23 protein-coding genes are annotated in these 24175 nt (G+C 56.7%); 17 read left to right on the top strand and 6 right to left on the bottom strand.

What is annotated here, in order from left to right; translation table 11 throughout:
* The first annotated feature begins 34 nt into the window (after nt 1-34).
* Complete coding sequence (locus AB7E06_RS07205) at nt 35-577, top strand: N-acetyltransferase family protein (protein ID WP_427955936.1); 543 nt, start codon at nt 35-37, stop codon at nt 575-577.
* 459 nt (nt 578-1036) lie between these two features.
* Here the strand turns inward: AB7E06_RS07205 and AB7E06_RS07200 are convergent, their stop codons facing one another.
* Nucleotides 1037-1279: a hypothetical protein gene (locus AB7E06_RS07200; protein ID WP_230017856.1), complete on the bottom strand. Its 243-nt coding sequence runs from the start codon at nt 1277-1279 to the stop codon at nt 1037-1039.
* Nucleotides 1280-1425: 146 nt separating this feature from the next.
* On the opposite strand from AB7E06_RS07200, the gene AB7E06_RS07195 reads away from it, so the two are divergent.
* From AB7E06_RS07195 to AB7E06_RS07180, 4 genes are all read left to right on the top strand, one after another.
* A complete protein-coding gene (locus AB7E06_RS07195; protein WP_094197027.1) occupies nt 1426-2088 on the top strand; it encodes a dienelactone hydrolase family protein in 663 nt (220 codons plus the stop codon).
* 6 nt (nt 2089-2094) lie between these two features.
* On the top strand, nt 2095-2319 hold the full coding sequence (locus tag AB7E06_RS07190; protein WP_094197028.1) for a DUF3820 family protein: 225 nt from the start codon (nt 2095-2097) through the stop codon (nt 2317-2319).
* A gap of 98 nt (nt 2320-2417) precedes the next feature.
* On the top strand, nt 2418-3125 hold the full coding sequence (locus tag AB7E06_RS07185) for a glutathione binding-like protein (protein ID WP_094197029.1): 708 nt from the start codon (nt 2418-2420) through the stop codon (nt 3123-3125).
* Between the two features lie 317 nt (nt 3126-3442).
* Nucleotides 3443-3934, top strand: coding sequence for an OsmC family protein (locus AB7E06_RS07180; protein ID WP_346548307.1), 492 nt, complete (start codon nt 3443-3445; stop codon nt 3932-3934).
* A gap of 3 nt (nt 3935-3937) precedes the next feature.
* Here the strand turns inward: AB7E06_RS07180 and AB7E06_RS07175 are convergent, their stop codons facing one another.
* Nucleotides 3938-4804 carry a pirin family protein gene (locus AB7E06_RS07175; protein ID WP_346548306.1) on the bottom strand — a complete coding sequence of 289 codons (867 nt, stop codon included), beginning with the start codon at nt 4802-4804 and terminating at the stop codon, nt 3938-3940.
* Nucleotides 4805-4883: 79 nt separating this feature from the next.
* Between AB7E06_RS07175 and AB7E06_RS07170 the strand changes: the two genes are divergently transcribed.
* Nucleotides 4884-5531 carry an alpha-ketoglutarate-dependent dioxygenase AlkB gene (locus AB7E06_RS07170; RefSeq protein WP_249459494.1) on the top strand — a complete coding sequence of 216 codons (648 nt, stop codon included), beginning with the start codon at nt 4884-4886 and terminating at the stop codon, nt 5529-5531.
* 10 nt (nt 5532-5541) lie between these two features.
* Here the strand turns inward: AB7E06_RS07170 and AB7E06_RS07165 are convergent, their stop codons facing one another.
* On the bottom strand, nt 5542-6330 hold the full coding sequence (locus AB7E06_RS07165; protein ID WP_094197033.1) for a deaminated glutathione amidase: 789 nt from the start codon (nt 6328-6330) through the stop codon (nt 5542-5544).
* Nucleotides 6331-7514: 1184 nt separating this feature from the next.
* Between AB7E06_RS07165 and AB7E06_RS07160 the strand changes: the two genes are divergently transcribed.
* Complete coding sequence (locus tag AB7E06_RS07160) at nt 7515-8687, top strand: MFS transporter (protein WP_094197034.1); 1173 nt, start codon at nt 7515-7517, stop codon at nt 8685-8687.
* Between the two features lie 212 nt (nt 8688-8899).
* On the opposite strand, the gene AB7E06_RS07155 is transcribed toward AB7E06_RS07160, so the two are convergent.
* Nucleotides 8900-10096, bottom strand: coding sequence for an MFS transporter (locus AB7E06_RS07155; protein WP_094197035.1), 1197 nt, complete (start codon nt 10094-10096; stop codon nt 8900-8902).
* Nucleotides 10097-10192: 96 nt separating this feature from the next.
* On the opposite strand from AB7E06_RS07155, the gene AB7E06_RS07150 reads away from it, so the two are divergent.
* The 3 genes from AB7E06_RS07150 (at nt 10193) to AB7E06_RS07140 (ending at nt 12497) form a co-directional block, all read left to right on the top strand.
* A complete protein-coding gene (locus tag AB7E06_RS07150) occupies nt 10193-10957 on the top strand; it encodes a helix-turn-helix transcriptional regulator (protein ID WP_346548301.1) in 765 nt (254 codons plus the stop codon).
* A 28-nt stretch (nt 10958-10985) separates the two neighbouring features.
* Complete coding sequence (locus tag AB7E06_RS07145; RefSeq protein ID WP_249459500.1) at nt 10986-12188, top strand: benzoate/H(+) symporter BenE family transporter; 1203 nt, start codon at nt 10986-10988, stop codon at nt 12186-12188.
* 120 nt (nt 12189-12308) lie between these two features.
* A complete protein-coding gene (locus AB7E06_RS07140) occupies nt 12309-12497 on the top strand; it encodes a DUF3008 family protein (RefSeq protein WP_264671755.1) in 189 nt (62 codons plus the stop codon).
* On the opposite strand, the gene AB7E06_RS07135 is transcribed toward AB7E06_RS07140, so the two are convergent.
* A complete protein-coding gene (locus AB7E06_RS07135) occupies nt 12498-13256 on the bottom strand; it encodes a LamB/YcsF family protein (protein WP_230017849.1) in 759 nt (252 codons plus the stop codon).
* Nucleotides 13253-14194, bottom strand: coding sequence for a LysR family transcriptional regulator (locus AB7E06_RS07130; RefSeq protein ID WP_094197040.1), 942 nt, complete (start codon nt 14192-14194; stop codon nt 13253-13255). Before AB7E06_RS07130 ends, AB7E06_RS07135 begins: the two co-directional genes overlap by 4 nt.
* A 143-nt stretch (nt 14195-14337) precedes the next feature.
* On the opposite strand from AB7E06_RS07130, the gene xdhA reads away from it, so the two are divergent.
* The 7 genes from xdhA to AB7E06_RS07095 all read left to right on the top strand — a co-directional run bounded on the left by xdhA (nt 14338) and on the right by AB7E06_RS07095 (nt 24006).
* Nucleotides 14338-15831 (top strand): xanthine dehydrogenase small subunit, encoded by a 1494-nt coding sequence (gene xdhA, locus AB7E06_RS07125; protein ID WP_094197041.1) that lies wholly within the window; start codon nt 14338-14340, stop codon nt 15829-15831.
* Entirely contained in the window at nt 15831-18158 is a 2328-nt protein-coding gene (gene xdhB / locus AB7E06_RS07120; RefSeq protein ID WP_427955922.1) for a xanthine dehydrogenase molybdopterin binding subunit, read from the top strand. The genes xdhA and xdhB overlap by 1 nt, the downstream gene beginning before the upstream one ends.
* Nucleotides 18155-19123, top strand: coding sequence for a xanthine dehydrogenase accessory protein XdhC (xdhC, locus tag AB7E06_RS07115; protein WP_427955919.1), 969 nt, complete (start codon nt 18155-18157; stop codon nt 19121-19123). Before xdhB ends, xdhC begins: the two co-directional genes overlap by 4 nt.
* Nucleotides 19124-19147: 24 nt before the next feature.
* A complete protein-coding gene (guaD, locus tag AB7E06_RS07110; protein WP_108727642.1) occupies nt 19148-20473 on the top strand; it encodes a guanine deaminase in 1326 nt (441 codons plus the stop codon).
* A 189-nt stretch (nt 20474-20662) separates the two neighbouring features.
* Nucleotides 20663-21964 carry an isoprenylcysteine carboxylmethyltransferase family protein gene (locus AB7E06_RS07105; protein WP_346548296.1) on the top strand — a complete coding sequence of 434 codons (1302 nt, stop codon included), beginning with the start codon at nt 20663-20665 and terminating at the stop codon, nt 21962-21964.
* Between the two features lie 59 nt (nt 21965-22023).
* A complete protein-coding gene (locus tag AB7E06_RS07100; RefSeq protein WP_094197045.1) occupies nt 22024-22698 on the top strand; it encodes a response regulator transcription factor in 675 nt (224 codons plus the stop codon).
* Nucleotides 22699-22731: 33 nt separating this feature from the next.
* On the top strand, nt 22732-24006 hold the full coding sequence (locus tag AB7E06_RS07095; RefSeq protein ID WP_346548293.1) for a HAMP domain-containing sensor histidine kinase: 1275 nt from the start codon (nt 22732-22734) through the stop codon (nt 24004-24006).
* Nucleotides 24007-24175 lie beyond the last annotated feature (169 nt).

Below are 24175 nucleotides of genomic sequence, written 5' to 3'. Positions count from 1 at the left end.
AAATCCCAGCCTACCCCATGACAGGAACGGATCAATGAAAGACAGTGAGAGCGGGTTGCACTTTATAGACTGCAATCAAGAGCAGCATGCAACCGCCATTTTGGCAATTCTGAACGAGGCCATCGTGAACTCCACCGCACTCTACGACTATGTGCCGCGCCCGCCCGAGGCCATGGTGAGCTGGTTTGCCACCAAACGCGCCAATGACTTTCCGGTGGTCGGAGTGATCGATAAAACCGGCACACTGATGGGCTTTGCCAGTTGGGGCAGCTTTCGCGCTTTTCCCGCCTACAAATACACCATGGAGCACAGTGTGTATGTGCACCCGGAACACCGTGGCAAAGGTTTGGGCAAAATCCTGATGCAAGAGTTGATACGTCGTGCTCGTCAGGCCAATATCCATACGCTGGTCGGTTGCATTGATGCCAGTAATGCCGGCAGTATCCACCTGCACCAAAGCCTGGGCTTTACGCATGCCGGCACCTTCAAGGAAGTGGGCTTCAAATTTGGCCGCTGGCTGGATGTGGCTTTCTACCTGCTGACCCTGGATACGCCTGCCGAGCCGGTAGACGGCTGAAGAGTATCAAAAAAGCCCCCACGCTGCGCCTTCGGCTTGCTGCCCCCCAAGGGGGAGCTTTTGCCTTGGGGCGGCCCGGCGGCAAAAAAGCCCCCACGCTGCGCCTTCGGCTTGCTGCCCCCCAAGGGGGAGCTTTTGCCTTGGGGCGGCCCGGCGGCAAAAAAGCCCCCACGCTGCGCCTTCGGCTTGCTGCCCCCCAAGGGGGAGCTTTTGCCTTGGGGCGGCCCGGCGGCAAAAAAGCCCCCACGCTGCGCCTTCGGCTTGCGCTCCACCTCGCGGCTTGTATGCCGCTCGGATTCGCTAGGCACACAGCAGTCCGCAATGGACTGCTGTGTGTCCAGGCTCATCCCCGAGGGAGAGGTTTCGCCGGGGGCGCCGAGCCTTGGGGCGGCACGGCGACAAAAAAACCATCGCTGGCAGCACGCCGCGATGGTTTTTCTCAAACGGTTTGTCCCTGACTCAGGCGCTGGCTTTCGGCTTTTCGTAACAGACCGCAAAGGCAATCACGCCCAGCACAAGACTGAACATCCCCACACCCACTGCCACGGCAGCCACCAGGCCCAGACCAATTGCAATAAACACGCCGGGAAAGGCGTAGTTTCGCAACCAAGAAGGCTTCTTGGGAACAAGAAATAGCCCTAAAAACAAGAACCAGGGCATCACAATCGTCCAGAACAGACTGTCCATTAGCACGTCACGCATCATTATTCCATTGAAGTAGGAGGGGCTTGGGCGAGAGCTAGACACCCCCGCCGTTCTGGGTGGATTGTAAACGTCCTGAGGCTGGCCTCCCAGTATGGGCGACTGTTATAAAAGAGAATTATTGTTTTACAGCTAAAGGACACGCCATGAGTACGCTTAGCTTGACCAGCGCAGACCAGCACCGTTTCCAGGCCTATGCCGCAGGCGACGAAAAGGCCGAACGTGGCTTGATCGTGTTGCAGGAAATTTTTGGTGTGAATCAACACATACGCAACACCTGCGAGCGTTTTGCCGAGCAGGGCTACCGGGTCTTGTCCCCCGCCCTGTTTGATCGGCAGCAAAAGAATGTAGAACTGGGCTACACCGCCCAGGACGTGCAAGCCGGTCTGGCCCTGCGCAACGGCATTGCCCAGGATAAAACCCTGCTGGATATCCAGGCCTGCGTGGACGCCTTGGGTTCGCGCAAGATTGGCATTGTGGGGTATTGCTGGGGGGGCTCCTTGAGCTGGCTGGCCGCCTGCCACGTGCAGGGTCTGAAAGCGGCCAGTTGCTGGTATGGTTCGCAGATTGCCCAGAACGCCCAGGAACAGCCCAAGATTCCGGTGCAAATGCACTTTGGTGCCCAGGACCACTCCATTCCCGCCAGCGCCATTCAGACGATCAAAGACGCTCAGAAGGAGGTGGCCATTTACGTGTATGAGCCTGCCGGTCATGGTTTTGGCTGCGACCACCGCCCTGACTTTCACGAGGCGTCCTACAAACTGGCTCAGGAACGTACACTAGCCTTCTTTGCCGAACATCTGCGTTAACCATCCATGCTTGAATCCAGCGACGACCTGCTTGCCCTGTTGAACACCACCATGCCTTATGGGAAATACAAAGGTCGCTTGCTGGCGGACCTACCGGGGCATTATCTGAACTGGTTTGCCCGCGAAGGCTTTCCTTCCGGGCGGCTGGGTCAACTACTGGCTCTGATGCACGAACTGGATCATAACGGTCTGAAATCCTTGCTGGATCCCTTGCGCCCGCGTGGCCGGTAAGCAGACCAATACCTTACTGAAAAGCAGGCTGCGGCGGTCTGTCGACAGCCCGCTTGCTACTATCAACACTTCCTCTACGCCCCATTGTGAAGGACGTCATGACCATCGATCTCTCTGCCTTTCCCATCACCCGCAAATGGCCCGCTCAGCACCCCGAGCATCTGCAACTGTATTCCTTGCCCACCCCCAACGGCGTCAAGGTTTCCATCATGCTGGAAGAAATTGGCCTGCCCTACGAGCCGCATCTGGTCAGCTTTGAGCGCAACGACCAGCTCAGCCCGGAGTTTATTTCGCTCAGCAGCAACAACAAGATCCCGGCCATTCTGGACCCCAATGGCCCCGGCAATAAGCCGCTGGCCCTGTTCGAATCCGGTGCCATCCTGATCTATCTGGCCGAAAAATCCGGTCAGCTCCTGTCGGTTGACCCAGCCCAGCGCTATGAAACCCTGCAATGGCTGATGTTCCAGATGGGGGGCGTCGGTCCCATGTTTGGTCAGCTAGGCTTCTTTCACAAATTTGCCGGCAAGGACTTTGAGGACAAGCGCCCTCGCGACCGCTATGTCAACGAATCCAAGCGTCTGCTGGGTGTGATCGACAAGCACTTGGACGGCAAGGACTGGATGGTGGGCAACCACTACTCTATCGCCGATATTGCCCTGTTCCCCTGGATTGCCAACCTGATTGGTTTTTACGGCGCAGGCGAGCTGGTGGAGTACGAGCAATTCAAGAACGTGGCTCGCGTTCTGCAACAATTCCAGGCCCGCCCGGCAGTACAACGCGGCCTGAATATCCCTGTTCGCGATTAATGGATAAGCAGCGCCAATCAATGCTTATAAGCCAATATGCAATAGCCCTGCTATCAAACTGGTCTTTTTTGTTTCGCTTGGCGCCAATCCGTACAATTGGCCTCCTAAACATTCTGCGCAAGCGGTACTATTCCGTTTGCCAGGCTTGCCCATCAATCAAAAAACCAGTCTGCTCATAGAGCGGATACAGGCAAATCCACCAGCCTGATGAGCAAGCCTTCAAAGCCCTGGATTCTTTCCAGGGCTTTTTTTTGTGTACGGTTTGGCGCCTTCGCTGCTACGCTTTTGGCTCCCTGCGACCTTGCCAGAACACCGCCATGAAAACGCACCACTATGAATTGTTGATCAACTGGACCGGCAACACTGGAAACGGCACCCGTACACTCCATTCCTACTCACGCAATCATGAGCTAAGCGCGGCCGGCCTTGACACTATTGCCGCCTCTTCAGACCCCGCCTTTCGAGGTGATCCGGACCGTTGGAACCCCGAGCAGCTTTTCCTGGCATCGATCGCTCAGTGCCATATGCTGTGGTATCTGGGACTGGCGGCAGAAGCCGGCATTGTGGTCACGGCCTATGAAGACCGCCCTGTTGGCAGCATGATCGAACAGGCCAACGGGGCCGGTCAATTCGAGAGTGTTACCTTGCGCCCACGTATCACAATCACACCAGACAGTGACGCTGCCTTGGCCAAATCGCTTCATGATCGCGTGGGCGAATACTGTTTTATTGCCCGCTCGGTCAAAACCCCGATTGACCATGACGTCACGGTTCAGATACACGCCCCGAGGCCTCCGCAGCAGACATAAACATTACACTGCCGGCAAAGGAATGAACTGCTCATCATCCAGCGGTGGCAGCTTGATTCGGCCATGAAGCCAATCGTCCTTGGCCTGCTCGATACGGTCCTTGCTCGAGGACACGAAGTTCCACCAGATATGGCGTGGCCCCAAAGGCTCACCGCCCAGCAGCATCAAATGGCTGTTTTGCTCAGCAAGGATACGGGGGCTGTCGCCTTTGGCAAAGACCAGCATCTGACCGGCTCGATAGCGTTGTCCCCCCACTTCCAGCTCGCCCGCACAGATATAAATTGCGCGCTCTTCATGGCCGGTTGGCAAGGGTACGGACTGGCCGCATTGAACGCGCAACTCCATATAGAACAGGGGCGAGTCCACACTAACAGGACTAGACAAACCCAGCGCCGAACCGGCAATCAGGCGGCCTTCCAGGCCTATGTCCTGAATCAGGGGCAATTGCTCGGCTTCGTAATGCACAAAGTCCGGGTTCTGTTCTTCTTTGTGTTCCGGCAAGGCCACCCAAGCCTGGATCCCATCCATGCGGCCGCCTTGCGTGCGCATGGGTTCAAAACGCTCGGAGTGACTAATACCTGAACCGGCGCTCATCCAATTCAGCGCGCCGGGCGTAATGTCCTGCTCCACGCCCAGACTGTCACGATGCGTCATGGCCCCTTCAAACAAATAGGTGACGGTAGACAGGCCGATATGCGGATGTGGCAGCACATCGTTCTCCGTTCCTACCGGTGCCCTCAGCGCTTGCGGCCCCATGCGATCAAAGAAGATAAAAGGCCCCACCATACGCCGTTGGCGAAAAGGCAAAACGCGCCCCACCTCAAATGCTCCAATGCTGTGCTGACGTTGTGGAATAAGTAGCTCGACCATAGACACCTCTACTGGAAAGTCACACACATACAATCCCGATTACTATACTCTGGTCCCTGATTGGTTCGCCCACTCTCGCATGTCCACACTCTCACTCTTCGATCCCGTTCCCGGCCATGTGCTGACTCTGGATACCGGCCTGATAGCCCTGCCTGGTTTGGCCTTGCCCTACGCCTGCGCCTTGGCACAGGCCATTCAAGAACTGCTGCACAGCGCCCCCTGGCGACATATGCAGGTTCCATCAGGACATCGCATGTCGGCTGCACAAAGCAGTTGTGGCGTTTTGGGTTGGACATCGGACGAGCACGGCTACCGCTACAGTCCTACAGACCCGCAAACAGGTTTGGCCTGGCCAGCTATGCCTGCTGTATTCAAGGATTTGCTAACGCACATTGCCCAGGAGTCGGGCCATGGCCCTTTTCAGGCCGATACCTGCCTGATCAATTACTACGATGAGCAGGCGCATATGTCCTTGCATCAGGACAAAAACGAGCGCGACTTGCAGCACCCGATTATCTCGGTGTCCCTGGGACGTGAAGCCTTGTTTTTATGGGGTGGCGCAAAACGCAGCGACCCGGTGCGTACCCTGCGTCTACGCGATGGCGATGTGCTGGTCTGGTGGGGGCCATCCAGACTGAATTTCCATGGGGTGCGCAGACTGGAAGGCCCGGCCCATCCACACTGGGGCTCGGGCCGGGTCAATCTGACCTTCAGAAAAGCAGGCTAAGCGGGTGTAATCAACCCAGTTCGGGCGGTGCAAAACGACGGTTTTCCAGCACGGGCAAAATCCGGCGAGCATACGCCAGACGCTCCCGATCCAGATCCACCAACAGCAGGGCCGGTGCCTCTGCCGCCTGGGCCACGATCACGCCCAAAGGATCCACCACCAGACTTTGGCCGATATTGCGTTCGCCACATTCCCCCACGGCTACCATATAGGCCGTGTTCTCCAAAGCACGCGCCGTCGTCAGCACACGCCAATGGTGCTCTTTCAACGGTCCTTTCAGCCAGGCCGAAGGCGCCAGCAAGACTTGAGCCCCATCCACGCACAAGCGTCTGGCCAGTTCAGGAAAACGCAGATCGTAGCAAGTCATCAAACCGACCTTGAAACCGGCCACATCAATCAAGGCAGGGATTTCAGTGCCCGGCTGGACATAGCGCGACTCCTGCACCGAAAAGGCATCATACAAATGGAGCTTGTTGTAATGCGCCAGCACCTGACCATCACGCAGCACCACCAAAGTATTCCAGACCTTACCTTCCCCTGCCGGCGTATGAATGCAAAACACCACGGTCAAATCGGTATCGCGGGTCGCAACGCTCAGGCGGCTGACAAATTCCCCGTCCAGGGCCTGCGCGGATTTCAGGACCACTTCGGGGTCGGCCACATTTCTGGCCAGCACACCCTCAGGCAACACCAATAACTGCGCATCAGACCGTAAGGCCTGCTCGATCAACCCCAAGCATGCGCTCAGGTTTTCCTGCGAATCTCTGGATACGGCCATCTGGCCCAATGCAACTTTCATGACCACCTCCTTGAGTATGCTGCCTAAATGATTCTAACGCAGCACCCCGGCTTGGCCAGCCAACAGTCCGAGCACACAAAGGGTTCACCTGGTGATCAAACGTAAAACAACACTTTGCCCTTCTGTATCACTGATACGTTTGCCTATCGCTCCCTTCCCAGCATGTAAAAAAAAAAACATGAATTGAAATTAAAAAACAGCTCATATTTTCGTCAATACCCCAAATGCGTTTAACCACACTAAACAGGTTAGACGAATTCACGAACATTCCAGTAAGACTTTCCGCTTAATTAAGCGACTGAACAAGCAAACAATACAATAGCTTGCCGACCTGCAAGCTGCGCTCTGGGAGCTTATCTACACAACTTGCATTCTTCCCTCATGAACTTGAATTGGATTCAAGCAAGAAGCTCGGAACACAATACTTCCTGCCAAGCAAATCCTTAAAAACCATCAAATATATGATAATGAGATATAAAAAATAATCATATTTACAATGTCATAAAAGATATACAAACAGGCAAAATTACTCTTTCATTAAGCCGGACAAAAATGGCAGAAATTAGGGTTAGTCTTGATACAGTCTGGAAATTATCTGCTTTACTCCCTTCAAGGGATCGCTTAACCTTGACAATTTATGACCGGACATAATCAAAAAATCAACTTATCCTGGATAAGCCAATAAATCAAAGAAAGAGAAAAATCAGCTTAAAAAAAATGGGCCTGCTGCAAACATGCACAGGCCCACTCTTTAATTCCTAACACCACCCAATCGCCTGAAAAAAGGCATTGAGCCAGGGCTGAATGCCGCTTCGACATTAGACCTTCAATGTACCAATGATTGAAACTCAAAATAAGTAAAACAAAAAAAACCCCCGATTTCTTGCAAAATCAGGGGAAAGCTACCACAGGAAAATGATTGGATACAAAACACCCAATACCGTGATTCTATATAAAAAATATAAAAAAATCTCTATACGTTGCTTCGGACTAACGCTGTAGATCATTAAATTAATTTGTGCTAGGACGTAATAAAAACTAAAAATTTAAAAAGAACTTCAATACCCTGCAGTTACATAACCTTATTCAAGCTCTAGAAATCTTGAGTCAGACACCAGGACTGCGTGACAATAAGGCCTCTTACGGGTGGACGTGCCACCCCTCTTGTTTCTCAGGCTTTTATCTTGTCTTCATCACACGACTCTTTATCCCCACGCCAGGTTCTGCTGGCGATTCTGGCCTTGGCAGTGGGTGGTTTTTCCATCGGTACGGGCGAATTTGTCATCATGGGTTTGCTGCCTGATGTCGCCCAGGATCTCGGTATCGATATTCCCACTGCGGGCCATTTAATCAGCGCTTATGCGCTGGGCGTGGTTATCGGCGCGCCAGTGTTAGCTGTGCTCGGGGCGCGCTGGCCTTGGCGACGCCTCTTGATTGCCTTGATGGGCGCCTACGCCATAGGCAATTTTCTGACCGTCATCGCCCCCAGCTATGAAACCGTGTTAGTCACCCGCTTTTTGGCAGGCTTTCCACATGGCACTTACTTTGGTGTTGCGGCTCTGGTGGCCGCCCGTTTGGTGCCGCCCCATCGCCGCGCACAGGCGGTGGCCTATGTCATGCTGGGATTGACCGTCGCCACCTTATTAGGTGTACCCATTGCGACCGCTTTGGGCCAATGGCTGAGCTGGCAGGCGGCCTTTACTTTTGTCAGCATCATTGCCCTGATCACCATGGCACTGGTGCTGCGGTTTGTGCCTTTTGTCCCTCCCAATACCTTGGCCAGTCCCTTGCGCGAGCTAGGCGCCCTGAAACGCAAGCAAGTCTGGTTGACTCTAGGTATAGGCGCGATTGGCTTTGGCGGCATGTTCTCGGTATTCAGCTATGTGAAATCCACGCTGATGGAGCTGGCCGGGCTGTCAGCAAGCGCCATTCCCGTTGTACTGGCTCTGTTTGGGGTCGGTATGATCTTGGGTAATCTGCTGGGCGCACGCTATGCTGACCGCTATCTGGATCGCAGTATCCGTCTGGTGCTGATCTGGGCAACCGGTGTGCTGCTCTTGTTCATGATTACGGCCCACCACCCTATTCTTGGCCCTTTGAATATCATGCTGATCGGCACCTTGGTGGCTTTGGGTCCAGCCTTACAAATTCGTTTAATGGACGTGGCCGGAGATGCCCAAACACTGGCTGCTGCCTTGAATCACTCCGCCTTCAATATGGCCAATGCCTTGGGAGCCTGGTTAGGCGGCCTGACGATTGCGGCTGGTTGGGGCTGGACCTCCACCGCCTGGGTCGGCGCCCTGCTGGCATTGGGCGGCTTGGGCCTGCACACCCTTTCACTGCGCATCAAAGAATAAGGACAGAAATTGCCCCCAAAGCAATGGGCGTCGCTATATAGCTACAACAACGTCAAGACAGGCAAACTTGCTACTTCCCAATAGCCGTGGCAGAACAAGCAATCCGCCAGTCGTCCCCAAAAAAAGGCCTGTGATTGCAAGAATCTCGCAATCACAGGCTTTTTTTCAACCCTCTCTCGACGAACCAGCTCTTTACGGCTTACAAATTCGGCTCAAGCCTTACCAGTCAATGCAGGGCGGGCCGCCAGCCAACCGGCATAGCTCATTGCGAAACTGACCAAAATACACAAGCCCAGAGCCCAGCCCCAGCTATCGAACAGATCATGCAAGCCGCCCATGGCGGGCGGACCAAAGGCAGCCAGCAAATAGCCCATGCATTGCGCCATTCCTGACAGGGACGCCGCCTGCGAAGTGGAGGTCGACCGCACGCCGATCAAGGCCAGGGCAATCAAGAACACGCTACCGCTACCGATGCCAAACAGGACCGCCCACAGCAGAGACCAAGACGGCAAGACCAAAAAACCCACAAAGGTCAGGGTCTGCAACAAGGCGCCGGCCAAGGCAACGGCACGCTGATCATGCAAACGACTAAGCACAGGCATGAGCAGCAAGGCGGGAATGGCCGTCGCCAGCTGCATCAAACCGTGAATCTGGCCGGCATGATCCGCTTCAAAACCATAATTGACCAACATCACAGGCAACCAGCTAGCAATCATGTAGTAAGCCACCGAGTTCAAACCCATATACAAGGTGATGTGCCAAGCCAGGGGCAAGCGCCACACTGACACGCTGCTGGCAGCCGCGGCTGGTGCACGTTGAGCCGCACGGCGATCCGCTCCCAGTTGGGTGGCCCACACCGCGACACTGGCCAGTGCCATGACACCCACCACAATCAGGGACGACCAGCGCCAGCTTTGGCCTGTCCACTCTGCCATTGGCACGGCCATCGCAGAGTTGAAAGCCGCCACCAGGCCCATAAACAGCACATACAAAGAGGTCATGAAGCCAATACGCAGGGGGAAATGGCGTTTGACCAGGGACGGCAAAAGCACATTACCCAATGCAATCCCGATGGCCAGCAAGCCGATACCGGCAAACAGTTCCGTCGTGCCCCCCAGGACACGCACCACCACGCCAATGGCGATCAGCACGGAAGCAATAAACAGGGAACGGGACAGCCCCACCTTACGGGCGATGGAGGCAGCCAGCAATGAGACCACGGCAAAGATGAACAAAGGCATGGCGGTCAACAACCCAGCCTGTGTCGAGGACAAGGACAGGTCGGCCTGGATCAGCTCCAGCAAGGGGGCTATCCCCGTAATCGGAGCCCGCAGACTGCCGGCGATCAGCAAAACACCGATCAGCACCAGCAAGGGATGGGAGAGCCAGGAAGGTCGAGCAAGGGACATGACAGGCAGCTAGTAGGTGAAAACCCTAGTCTATCTTGTTTCATACTCGGCGCGAACAGGATATTATGACAATTTATACCTCAAACCAGACAAACCATGAGTTTTAGCACCAATCCTCAGGGCGGACCTGTCTTCAGCATCAAAATGGAGATGGGCAGTACGACCGAAAATCCACTGCACACCCATCCCAATGGGCAGTTGATCATGACGCAATATGGCTCCGTCACTCTGCAAACTGACCAGGGCTACTGGATGGTGCCACCGCTGTGTGCCGTCTGGGTACCTGTCGGGATTCGTCATCGCGCCCGCGCCGACGATCAGGCGCTGATTCATTTCCTGTACATACAGCCCGGCCTGGATCAATTGCCGGATCACTGCTGCACCCTGGATTTGAGCCCCATGGTGCGCGAAATGATTATTCATTTAAGCGATCTGAATGCTGACTACGAACCGGGTAGCCAAACGCACAGACTGGCCTTGGTCCTTTTGGAAACCCTGAATCAGATGCCTAGCCGCCAATTGCATGTGCCTGTGCCCGAGGACAAGGTCTTGCAAACGATTGCACAGCATATGCAGCAACAGCCTGACACACGTCCCACGATGGCCGACTGGGCCAAAGCGCTGGCCATGAGTGAGCGCACCCTGGCCCGACATATGCTAAAACACACAGGGATGAGCTTTGGGCGCTGGCGTCAACAATTCATGATTATGCTGGCCCTGCAAAAACTGGGTTCGGGAATGTCCGTAAAGAGCACGGCCAGGGAATTGGGTTACACCTCTATCAGTGCCTTTATCAGTGTTTTCAAATCTATTTTGGGCGAAACCCCCAGCCGTTATATAAGCCAAACCTATTCTTCTTGAGCCTCTACGACCCTCACCACACGCATCCATGTCCTCCACACACCTGTCCCGCCCCGGGTCTCTGCAGCGCTTATTAAGTTGGTTCCAGATCTCTCATATGTCGGCGGGGCTGATTGCCGTGCTGGTAGGCTATACCAGCTCCGCTGCCATTGTTTTTCAGGCAGCGCAGGCGGCCGGAGCCAGCACTGCCGAGCTGGGTTCCTGGATGTGGTCTTTGGGTATTGGTTTGGGCCTGCTGTCGGCAGGTCTTTCACTACGCTACAAGATTCCGATTCTGACCGCCTGGTCCACCCCCGGCGCCGCACTGCTGGCCACCGGCCTGCTTGGCCTGCCCATGTCTCAGGCAGTGGGTATTTTCCTGTTTTCGTCTCTGCTGACCACAATTTGCGGTCTTAGCGGCAGTTTTCAAAAGCTGATGCAGTACATGCCGCGCAGTATTGCCGGCGCCATGCTAGGCGGCATCTTGCTGCGCTTTGGCCTGGATCTGTTTGGTGCCATGCAGACTCAGTGGTTGCTGTGCCTGAGCATGTTCATCGTGTTCCTGGTGGTGCGCCAGTGGTCGCCCCGCTATGCCGTGCCTCTGGCACTGGTAGCCGGTGTCACGATTGCCGCCCTGCAAGGTTTGCTGAAAATGGATATTTTGAGCTGGACGCCTGCAACGCCGGTACTGGTCTGGCCCGAGTTTTCCTGGACTGCCCTGATCGGTGTCGGCATTCCGTTTTTCATCGTGACCATGAGCTCGCAGAACATTCCAGGCGTGGCCGTGTTGAAAGCCCATAATTACGATGCCCCTAACTCCACCGTCATCAGTTGGACCGGGATTATCGGCCTGGTCTTTGGCCCCTTCGGTGGCTATGCCTACAATCTGGCCGCCATTAGCGCCGCCCTGTGCATGACGCCGGAAGTGGATGCAGACCCGCGTCAGCGCTATCGTGCCAGTGTCTGGGCCGGTATTTTCTATTTTGCCGCCGGTATTTTTGGTGCCACTGTCGTCAGCCTGTTTGCAGCCTTCCCCACAGAATTGATTGCCGCCATCGCGGGTCTGGCCTTGCTGGGCACGATAGGCAACAGCATTCACATGGCATTGGAGGCTCCGGATACTCGTGACGCAGCGCTGGTCACCTTTTTGACTACCGCCTCGGGCATGAGCCTGCTCAATATCGGCAGCGCTTTCTGGGGCCTGGTTTTTGGTATGGCTATGTATCTGATTCAGAAACGAAAAGTGTCCTGAACTGGCGATTTCCCCGATCTTTGTTCAAGACGGCAAACAAGCTTCACATTTGCTTGCTTGGCCGTCCTGTTCATTTGGCACACTACAGGCGTGACCACTTTTCTCTAACGGAGGTGCTTCATGCCCGCTTTATCTCAAGCTCAACAAAAAGCCGCCGGCGCTGCTTTGTCCGCCAAACGAGGAGAGACTCCCGTATCCAGCCTGAAAGGGGCGTCGATAGAAATGTATAAAACGCTCAGTGAAGGTGAGTTGGAAGAACTGGCCAGCACCGATACCGCGCGCCGCAATCTGCCTGAGCACAAAGAGTAATCAGACCGCCAGAACGCGCACGCCGCTTTGCTCGAAGGCCTGATGCAAACGCTGCGCAAACTCGGCCGCACCGGCCTGATCCCCATGCAGACACAGGGTATCGGCCGACAAAGGCACCGTTTTACCTGACAAGCTGGTAACGGTGCCTTGCTCTATCATTTGCATGACTTGCTGCACGGACTGATCGGCGTCGGTAATCATGGCGCCAGCTTGCTGACGGGGTGTCAGACTGCCATCATCCTGATAACTGCGGTCAGCAAACACCTCTTGAGCCACCGTCAAACCCGCATCACGGCCGGCCTGCACCTGCACACTGCCTGCCAACGCATACAGAATCAGGCTGCGATCAATATCGGCTACCGCCTGGGCAATGGCTTTTGCCAATGCCGCATCGCGGGCGGCCATATTGTAGAGCGCGCCATGCGCCTTGACGTGATGCAGGGCGGCACCCTGTGTGCGGGCAACGGCAGCCAAGGCACCCACCTGCACCACCACCATGTCATAGACCTGCTCGGGGGTAACCGCCATTACCCGCCGACCAAAGCCTGCCAGATCTGGCAGACCGGGGTGGGCACCCAGCTTCACGCCATGGCTTAGCGCCAAAGCCACCGTCTGACGCATCGTGCCAGGATCGCCGGCATGAAAGCCGCAGGCGATATTGACCGACGTCACCCACGGAATCACCTGCTCGTCATGGCCCATGACCCAGGGGCCAAAGCTCTCGCCCATGTCGCAGTTCAAATCAATACTCAAGCTCATGGAGTTCCCTCTGATAATCCATCCAACCTGCCTGCGGCCTGGGCAATGCAACGCCTGAACCACAGCAGCTCTGCCGCATTATGCGTGCGCGGATGCCACAACTGGTAAAAACGCATCAGCGGAAAATGAACCGGGCAAGGCAGAACCGTAATCGGCAGAATGCGGGCATAGTACTCGGCAAACTGGCGGTTAGTGGTAAATACCATGTCCGTGCGGCTCAAAATGCCAGGCACCAGACCGAAATACGGCACTACCATCTGTACATGACGGCTGATGCCCTGCTCGGCCAAGCAGCCATCAATAAAGCCGCGCTTGTCCGTCACATGAGCTGAAGGGGCCAGATGCGGCATTTCCAGATAATGCTGCAAGGACAGGCCACGCTGCGCCAGCGGATGATGACGGCCCAGCATACAGACCACCTCGTCATCAAACAGGCGCGCCAGATGCAGCTTTTCCGGAGGCTCCAGCCAGTTGCCGATCACCACGTCCAGTTCGCCCTCCTCCAGGGCCTGCACGTAGTCCAGATCCGGGTTGATGGTATGAACCACCAAGCGGGCCTGCGGTGCCTGACGACGCACCCGCTCCGCAATATCCGGGATAAAAGCACCGTCCAGATAGTCCGGTGCCCCCAGGTTGAAAACCCGAGTAGACTGACTGGGATCCATGGGTTCCGCGCTAGCAGAAATTCGCTCGATCGCTTGCAAGGCTTCCGTAGCATGAGCCAGCAAAAAGGGACCGCGCTCGGTAGGCACCATTCCCTTTTTACCGCGCAACAAAATCGGATCGCCCGTGATTTCGCGCAAGCGCCGCAAGGCATTACTGACGGCTGGCTGGGACATGCCCAAGCGGATAGCCGTACGCGAGACGCTGTGCTCTTTGAGCAGCGACTGCAATACCCGCAGCAAATGCAGATCTAGTTGTTCTCGTAATTTTGGCATGGTCTCAATAATACAAGCGCTGGCCCGCGCCGTTGATCCGTGTAGACACTCATACGCCTATATAGTGAACATCATTCCAAGCAAATGTTCGCGTCCTAAGCAAATGCTATCTTCGATCCGTAAAAAACCAGTCGAGTGAGATCATGGAGACAAGACCAATTCGTTTTATTTATCGCGGCGAAGTACAGGAAGTGGCCCAAGCCCCGACCACGCGAACCGTTTTACAGTATATCCGTGAGGATCTGCACTGCACCGGCACCAAAGAAGGCTGTGCCGAAGGTGATTGCGGCGCCTGCACGGTCATGATTGGCGAACTGGACCAGAACAATCAACTGCAATTACGTGCCGTCAATGCCTGTATCCAGCTACTGCCTACGCTCGATGGCAAGGTGCTCTACACCATTGAAGATCTACGCCAGGACGATGGCACCTTGCACCCTGTACAGCAAGCCATGGTGGACTGGCACGGCGCCCAATGCGGCTTTTGTACGCCCGGCTTCATCATGTCGCTGTGGGGTCTGTACATGACGCACTCACCTGAAAACGGCCCGGTTTCCCGAGAACAGATCGACGATGTGCTCTCGGGCAATCTGTGCCGCTGTACCGGCTACCGCCCCATTATTGATGCGGCCAAGGCCATGCACAGCTACCCGGCAGTCAGCATGGATCGCCAATCCATTGAAGACAAGCTGCGTGCCATTCGTCAGGACGGCATGCTGGCCTATGAATATCAGGGTCAGACCTTCCACGCCCCCCGCACCCTGGACCAGTTGGCCCAATTGCGCGAGCAATATCCGCAAGCCCGCATTCTGGCTGGCAGTACCGATATAGGCCTGTGGGTGACCAAGCAATTCCGCGATCTACCGCATCTTATTTATATCGGCCAAGTCGTTGAACTGCGCGAGCTGAAAACCACCGAGGACGATCTTTACATTGGTGCAGGCGTGTTGCTGAACGACGCTTTTGATGCCCTGATCAAAGACCACCCCGAATTGACGGAACTGCGCCAGCGTTTTGCCTCCTTCCCTATTCGCAACGCCGGTACTTTGGGCGGTAACGTGGCCAACGGTTCGCCTATTGGTGACTCCATGCCGGCCCTGATTGCCATGCGCACTCGTGTCGTGCTGCGCAAAGGTGGGCTTGAGCGCGTCATGCCTTTGGAAGACCTGTATCTGGCCTATCAGAAAACCGCCATGGAACCGGGCGAGTTTGTACAAGGCCTGCTGGTCCCACGCCACAAGGGCCAATGGCAATTTCGCACCTACAAGCTGTCCAAGCGGTTCGACCAGGACATTTCTGCCGTGTGCGCCGCCTTTGCGGTGGAGCTGGATGGCAAAATCGTCAAACAGGCCCGCATCGCCTTTGGTGGCATGGCCGCCACTCCAAAACGTGCCAGCCACGCCGAGCAGGTGCTACAAGGCCAGGAATGGAACGAGGAAAACGTACAGGCTGCCATGCAGGCACTACAGCAGGACTACCAGGCCCTGAGCGACATGCGTGCCAGCAGTGAATACCGCAACCAAAGTGCGGCCAATTTGCTGTACCGCTTCTTCCTGGAAACCCACCCTGAACACGCTTTGAGTCCCGCCCAGTTGAATGTCTTTCACCGAGCTCAAGCCAGCCTGGAGACTTTGTGATGAAAATTGACAGTATCGACCACCTGAACACCGCCACGGCGCAACGCGTCGGCGTGTCCTTTTTGCACGAATCGGCAGACTTGCACGTGAGCGGCACCGCCACGTATACCGACGATTTACCCGAATTGCAGGGCACAGCCCACATTGCGCTGGGCCTGTCGGAGAAAGCCCATGCCCGTTTGCTGGAAGTGGATCTGGACGCCGTGCGCCATGCACCCGGCGTCATTGCCGTGCTAACCGTTGCGGACATTCCCGCCGCGAATAATTGTGGCCCGATTCTGCATGACGACCCGATTCTGGCCGATAGTGTGGTGCATTACGTTGGCCAGCCCATTTTCGCGGTGATCGCCAAATCCCACGACCAGGCACGCCGTGCCGCGCGCCTGGGCAAGATCAGCTATGAAGAGCTACCTGCCATCCTGACACCACAAGAAGCCAAAGCCGCCAATGCCGGGGTTCTGCCCTTGATGAGCCTGAAACAAGGCGACGCCAGGAAAGCGCTGGAATCGGCACCGCACCGTCTGCAAGGTACATTCCAGTGCAATGGTCAGGAACAGTTTTATCTGGAAGGTCAGATTTCCTACGCTGTGCCCAAGGAATACGGCGCCGTGCATATCTGGTGCTCCACGCAGCACCCTTCGGAAATGCAGCAGTTGGTTGCCCACTGCCTGGGCGTTGGCGCACACAAGGTTCACGTGGAGTGCCGTCGCATGGGCGGCGGTTTCGGCGGCAAGGAATCCCAATCGGCCCTGTACGCCTGCGTGGCCAGTGTGGCCGCCGTCAAGTTACAACGCCCCATCAAGCTGCGTCTGGATCGCGACGACGACTTCATGATTACCGGCAAGCGTCACGGTTTCTACTACGAATACGATATTGGCTACGACGACGAAGGCCGCCTGCTGGGCGCCCGTCTGGACATGACCGCCAACTCGGGTTTTTCTGCCGACTTGTCCGGCCCGGTGGCAACCCGCGCCATCTGTCACTTTGACAATGCCTACTACCTGTCTGATGTAGACATGAGCGCGCTGTGCGGTCGCACCAATACCCAATCCAACACGGCCTTCCGAGGCTTTGGTGGACCGCAAGGGGCTTTGGTGATGGAAGTGGCACTGGACACCATTGCCCGCCGTCTGGGCAAAGATCCACTGGATGTGCGCCGCATTAACTTCTACGGAAAAGAAGACCGCAATGTGACGCCGTACGATCAAACCGTGGTCGATAACGTCATTCACGAACTGGTGGCCGAGCTGGAAGAGACCAGTGAATACCGGCAGCGCCGTGAACACATTCGTCAATTCAATGCCAGCAGCCCAGTTCTGAAAAAGGGGCTGGCACTGACGCCGGTGAAATTCGGTATTTCCTTTAACGTGCCCGCCTTTAACCAGGCCGGTGCTCTGGTTCACGTCTATCGTGACGGCACCGTCCTGGTAAACCACGGTGGCACGGAAATGGGCCAGGGCCTGAACACCAAGGTGGCCCAGGTGGTTGCCCATGAGCTGGGCCTGAATCTGGAGCATATCCGGGTCACGGCCACCGATACCACCAAAGTAGCCAATACATCGGCCACCGCCGCCTCTACCGGGACCGACTTGAACGGTAAAGCCGCTCAGGATGCGGCCTACCAGATTCGCCAGCGCCTGACGACAGTGGCGGCCCAGCTGTTCTCGGTTGAAGAATCCAACGTGAAGTTCGAGCGCGGTCAGGTCCAGATCGGTGACCAGACCATGCCCTTCTTCCAACTGGTTGAGCACGCCTATCAGGCCCGTGTCCAGCTATGGTCCGATGGTTTTTATGCCACCCCTGGCCTGCACTGGGACTCTAAAGTCATGAAGGGTAACCCCTTCTACTATTTTTCCTATGGTGCTGCCGTCGCTGAAGTGCTGATCGACACCCTGACCGGAGAATCCCGTCTTTTGCGTGCCGACGTGCTGCACGATGTCGGCAAATCCATCAATCCGGCCCTGGATATTGGCCAGGTTGAGGGCGCCTTTATTCAAGGCATGGGCTGGCTGACGACGGAAGAGCTAGTATGGAACGCCCAAGGCAAGCTCACCACGCATGCGCCGTCGACCTACAAGATCCCGGCCATCAGCGACTGCCCCATAGACTTTCGCGTCAATCTGTTCGATGGCCACAACGCCATGGATTCGATTCACCGCTCCAAAGCCGTGGGCGAGCCGCCCTTGCTGCTGCCCTTCTGCGTGTTCAATGCAATCCGCGATGCGGTCGCCAGCGTAGGAAACTACCAGATCGAGCCCGAGCTGAACGCTCCCGCCACTGCCGAAGCCGTCATGCGGGCGGTTGCGGCGATTCGAAAAGCGAAATGAGTAGCTGGCCCTCTCTTGCCCTCGCCCGCCTGAAAGCGGGCGAGCGGCTGGTTTTGTGCTCGGTGGCCTTGGCAAAAGGCTCCACCCCGCGCACCACGGGTACGGCCATGCTGTTCAGCCAAACTGAGCAGTGGCTGACCATTGGTGGCGGACACCTGGAATGGGTGGCGGCGGAGCAGGCACGCGTCATGCTCAGCCAGCCCGGCGGCCCCGGCTGGAGCATGAGCCGCCTGCCACTGGGCCCCAGTCTGGGCCAGTGTTGCGGCGGGGTGGTCACCCTGCTGTACGAAACCCTGGGTGAGGAAGACTTGGGCTGGCTGGAAGCGCTGGACAGCGCCGTGCGGGCCGGTCAGGCGACCAGCCGCCGTTCGCAATTGCTCTTGGACGGCAACAAGCAGGTTGATATCCAAAGCCCTTCGATTGTGGATGAATCCCGGCTGGACTACGACGGCTCGCAAGGCGTCTGGATGGAAGACCTGCCGCCCCCACCCCTGACCATTCTGCTGTTTGGGGCTGGTCACGTGGGCGAGGCCTTGGTGCAGATTCTGGGCACCCTGCCATGCCAGGTTCTATGGATTGACGAGCGCCCCGAGCTATTTCCCGCCCAGGTACCCAGCAATGTCAGCCTGGAAATTACCGACATCCCCGATGCCCTGATTGAACAAGCACCAAGCAATAGCTATTTTCTGGTAATGACGCATAATCACGGCCTTGATTTGGCGCTGTGCCAAAAGATCTTGCGCCGCCCCGATACCGCCTATGTGGGCCTGATCGGTTCCATGACCAAACGCCGTCAATTCGAGCGCCGCCTGCAACAGCGCGGTATGCCCGAATCCCGTATTCAGGAACTGATCTGCCCCATTGGCGTGCCAGATATCAAGGGCAAGGCCCCTTCGATTATTGCCGTGGCTGTCGCCGCCGAATTGCTGGCCCACGCCTATGAAATGGGCCAGCTCAGTCGCTGATGCGACCTCGACTTCTAGGACACTATGACTACCTCTTTACACTCCGCCTGCGCCTACCGTGCCCAACTGCTGTACTTTGTTGCAGACCCCGCCACACTGGAAGATCCTTCCGAAGCCGTGCGCTACCACAGTGACGGTCTGTTGCTGGTCAACGAGCAAGGCCAGATTCAGGCCTGTGGCGACTGGGCCGAACTGTCGCGCAGCCTGCCTGCCGGTACAAAAACCGTGGATCTGAGCGGGAAAATCATCATGCCGGGCATGATCGATACCCACCTGCACTTCCCGCAAACCGACATTATTGCCTCCCCTGCCAGCGGCCTGCTGCCTTGGCTGGAAACATATACCTTCCCGACTGAGGGCCGTTTTGGCGATAGCGACCATGCCCGCGAAGTAGCTGGCGTGTTTCTGGACGAATTGCTGCGCAACGGCACGACCACCGCCCTGGTCTACGGCAGTGTGCACCGTCAATCCGTGGATGCCTTCTTTGAAGAAAGCCACGAGCGCAATCTGCGCATGATTGCGGGCAAAGTCATGATGGACCGCAACTGCCCGGACTATCTGCAAGATACCGCCGAGTCGGGCGCACGCGACTCGGAAGACCTGATCAAGCGCTGGCACGGCAAGGGCCGCCAATTGTACGCATTGACCCCCCGTTTTGCCCCTACCTCCACCCCGGAACAATTGGCCGCTTGTGGTGAACTGGCCCGCGCCTATCCCGATGTCTTTCTGCAAACCCACGTGGCGGAGAACAAGGACGAAATCAAATGGGTGAGCGAGCTGTTCCCCAAGAACCGCAGCTATCTGGACGTATATGACAGCTTTGGCCTGCTGCGCCCCCGTGCTATTTACGGCCACAGCATCTGGCTGGATGAGCAAGACCGCGCCCGCATGCACGATACCGGCAGTATCGCGGCCCACTGCCCCACGTCCAATCTGTTCCTGGCCTCCGGCCTGTTCGACTTCCAGTCCATTCGCCACAGCAAGGTGCTGCACACCCTGGCCACCGACGTGGGCGGCGGTACGTCCTTCTCCATGCTGCGCACCATGAACGAAGCACACAAGGTAGCCCGTCTGAACAATTACCACCTGACCGCCGCATCCATGTTCTATATGGCCACCGAAGGCGCTGCCCACGCGCTGGACATGCAAGGCCAAATCGGTACGCTGGCTCCGGGTGCCGAGGCCGATTTTATTGTGATGGATCCCAAGGCAACGCCCTTGATGGCGCGCCGCAGCACCATGCTGAACTCGCTGGAAGAGCAACTGTTCGTACTGGCCCTGCTGGGTGACGATCGTTGCATTCAAGCCAGCTACAGCGCAGGCCGCTGTGTGCATCAGCGCGATCACTAAAGCAGACCAAAAAACGCATGCCCGGCTTCTATCCTCCCCCCATGACTGAAGCCGGGAACGAATTTTCTTCCTTATCGGCCCGCCAAAGCACATTACGATTTCACGCGGATTTTACGCTGCCAACGATACATTGAGCCCGTCAGCAGAGAACCAGTTCCGGTTCCCTCGAATTCTTGGCGAGATTTCTTTATGTCCGGCACATCTATTCAGGTGCAGCGCAACGCTTTGTTCTACCTGTTAACCCAGGTTCTGGGGGTCACTTTCTTGTTTCTCTGGTTGGCCAGCCTGACTCAGGGCTGGTCACCGCTTAACCCCTTGCTGGCTATCAGCCATCAGCCCGGCCATATGGCCCATGAAATGAAAGAGGCGCAAGGCTTGTTGACCGGCCTGATTGCCGCCGCCGGACTGTCATTTGCCGCTTGGAAACTGTTGCGTTTGCGTGGACAGGATGCCGTGGCAGGCAAGCGCATCATGCTGCTCGGCACCGCCCTGTTCCTGGCCGTTCCCTTGCTGATGCTGATGTTGCAGCGCTCTGCCTCCTCCTACGGACTGCCGTCCATGTACCTGTCGATACCCGAAATCAAACCCTTGCTGGGTGTGGGGGCAGTCGTAGCGGTGGGAGCCGGTCTACTGCATTTGTACTTTGCAGGCTGGGCCTTGAACCAGTCCCGCCTGCGCTGGGGTGGCCTGTTGGCAGGCCTGCTGTGCGCGTTCTTGCTGGGCTTGCTGGAAACCGACCAAGAACGTCTCGATCTGCCGCAGGTCTTTGCCTCGCTGGCCATTGTCTGGTTGTTAGGCAGCTTGGCCTTCTATCCGCTGATTGTGAACCCCAAACGCTGGTCTGCTTCCCATAGCAAGCGCGCCACCGTCGCACAGGCCTGGGAACATCTGGCCAGCATTCAGGTACAGCGTCGTCGAACCTTGGGGGTGTTTGGTGGCCTGATGGTCGTGATTCTGCCTTTCTTTGCCCCCACCTGGGCCAACGATTCGCTGGTCTTTCAATTCACCCGCATGGCCGGTCTAGGTCTGGTGCTGATTGCCGTCCTGGGCCGTTGCTGGTGTATGTTGTACCTGGGTGGGCACAAAGGCTCCAGTCTGATCAGCCAAGGCCCCTACTCCATCAGCCGCAACCCGCTGTATCTGTTCTCACTTTGTGCTGTCACCGGCATGGGCGCACTATCTGGCAGCCTGCTGCTTGGTCCCGTGTTGGCACTATTTGTCTACGCCGTCTTCAATAATGTGATCGACGAAGAGCAGGTTTTGCTGCAAAAGGTTTTTGGCCAGGATTATCAGGACTACTGCCAGCGCGTCCCTCGTCTGGCCCCACGCCTGAGCCTGTGGAACAGCCCGAACGAGCTGCAAGTGTCCCTGACTGGATTGGCCCGCACCTTGCGCGATGCCTTGCCCTATTTCCTGATCTGGCCCGTCTTTGCCCTGGCACAGTGGTTGCAGATTAATGGCTGGGTACCCGTACTTCTGCGTCTACCCTGATTGCCCCCAAGTGCAGTAAGCTGAACAAGAACTGTCCCAACCCTGTGGAACAAGCTGTCATGCGTGTCCTGATTGTTGAAAACGATACAACCATTGCCGAAAACCTTTATACCTATCTGGAGCTGAAAGGCTTTGCGGTCGATGCCGCCTACGACGGCAATGGTGCGCTGACACTGCTGCAAGAACAGGATTTTGATGCGCTGGTACTGGATCTGGGCCTGCCCGGTCTGGATGGCTTCGGTGTCCTCCAGGCCCTGCGCCAATCCAAACAAACGCCCATCCCCACGTTAGTCCTGACGGCTCGCAGCCAGCTCGAAAGCAAACTCACCGCCTTTGACCTGGGAGCCGACGACTATCTGATCAAACCCTTTGCTCTGGCCGAAGTCGAGGCGCGGCTACGCGCCCTGATGCGTCGTGGCCCACCACAAGTACAGCACGGTTCGCTACATTGGGGCAGTCTGGAATACAACCTGGATACGGCGCTGGTCAGTGTGGATGGACAAGAGCTGCACCTGAGCTTCAAAGCCCGCCAGTTGCTGGAAGCCTTGTTACGCGACCCGCAAGCCATTCTGACTCGCCGCTCTCTGGAAAAAACACTGTGGCCTCAGGGTGCGCCTTCACCCGAGGCCTTGCGCAGCCAAATCCATCTCTTGCGCCGTGCTCTTTCCGAAGCAGGTGCAGGTACCGTCGAAACCTTGCCTGGTATGGGCTGGCGCTTGCAACAGGAGAGTTAAGAGATGGCCAAAGCGCCACGCCGAAGCCGCTTCATGAGCACCCTCACCCAGCGCGTGTCCTGGGCCCTGACCCTGATTGCCGCCTTGTTGGTCATCATCATGGGTGGGCTGGCCTATGTGGCCTTTGCACGCATGGAAGACGAGATGGTCAATGCCATGCTGATCTCCTACGCCCGCAACCCTAGCCTCTTGCCCGATAGCGCCTACAACCGTAGCGAAGCCTTGGGGGCAGAACTGGACAGCTACTGGTTCCTGCCAGGCCAAACCCTGGACAACCTACCTGAATTTGCCCGCGTCCCCAGACCGGGGATTTACGAGTTCCATATAGGCAGCGATACCTGGCACGTACTGCGCCAGGATAAAGAGCAAGGGCAACTGTATCTGGTGTATCGCGCTACCCCTCACGAAGACCGGGTGCGCGAGTTTGGTCTGATTCTGCTCCTGATCGGTTCTGCCACGATTTTGCTGGTTTTTTTGCTCGGACGCCGGGTCGCTCGCCACGCCGTGGCTCCCATGCTGACCCTGTCCCGTCACCTGGAAAACTGGGCACCTGGGCGCTCCGGCCTGCCCGAGCACCAGGACGATGAGGCTGGACGTCTGATCCGGGCCTTTAATCGCATGCAGGAGCAGGTTGAAGAACTGCTGACTCATGAACGCGAGTTCGCCGCTAATCTGGGCCATGAACTCCGTACAGGGCTCACCGCCATACGCAGCGATTGCGAGCTTTTGTTGCTGCAACTGCCCGAAGGCCCGCAACAACAGCGTCTACAGCGCATGATGACGCAAGCCGATGCGGTCACCGCCAGTCTGGATGCCGCCGAAAGCCTGGCCTATACCGCAGAGCGCCATATGCGCGAGGTGGACATTCACGAACTGGCTCAACAAACCTGGCAGGCCGTCGCCCTGCTGGATGCGAATAGCCACCAAGTACGCTGGAGCAACTTAGTGCCCGACACCTTGCTCTACACCCTGGACCCCTATGCCCTGTCCATGCTGCTGCGCATCCTGATGCGCAACGCCATCGACCATGCCGCACCCTGCAAACTACAACTGAGCTGGATTGCGCCCTCCGTCCTGGCTTTGCAAGATGACGGCCCCGGCATCGCCACGCAAGATCAAATTCTGATTTTTGAGCGCCATTTCAGCCAAGGCAAGCAACTGCCCACAGGACTGCGTACAGAGGGCCACAGAGGCATCGGACTGGCACTGGCCCGCCAACTGGCGCTGGCTCAAGGCTGGAGCTTGAGCGTACAAGGTGGACCGAACGGCAAAGGCTGTGTATTCAAGCTGGATCTGGATCCGTCATGATCTTCTGAAACAGCAAGGTCATCTGTGCTAACAGCGTCGCCCAAAGCAATAAAACTCATTGCGACAGGCCAGTCTAAAGAACAAGTAAGCTTTTATCGAGCGCAAGGCCCAACCCTTGAAAAGACATTTCAAAAGGCAGGTCTCTGAGCACAAAAAAACCCGGCCTGAA

Source organism: Alcaligenes sp. (genome assembly GCF_050255915.1).
Taxonomy (GTDB): Bacteria; Pseudomonadota; Gammaproteobacteria; order Burkholderiales; family Burkholderiaceae_B; genus Alcaligenes; species Alcaligenes aquatilis.
This window is presented reverse-complemented; position numbering and strand designations above follow the sequence as displayed.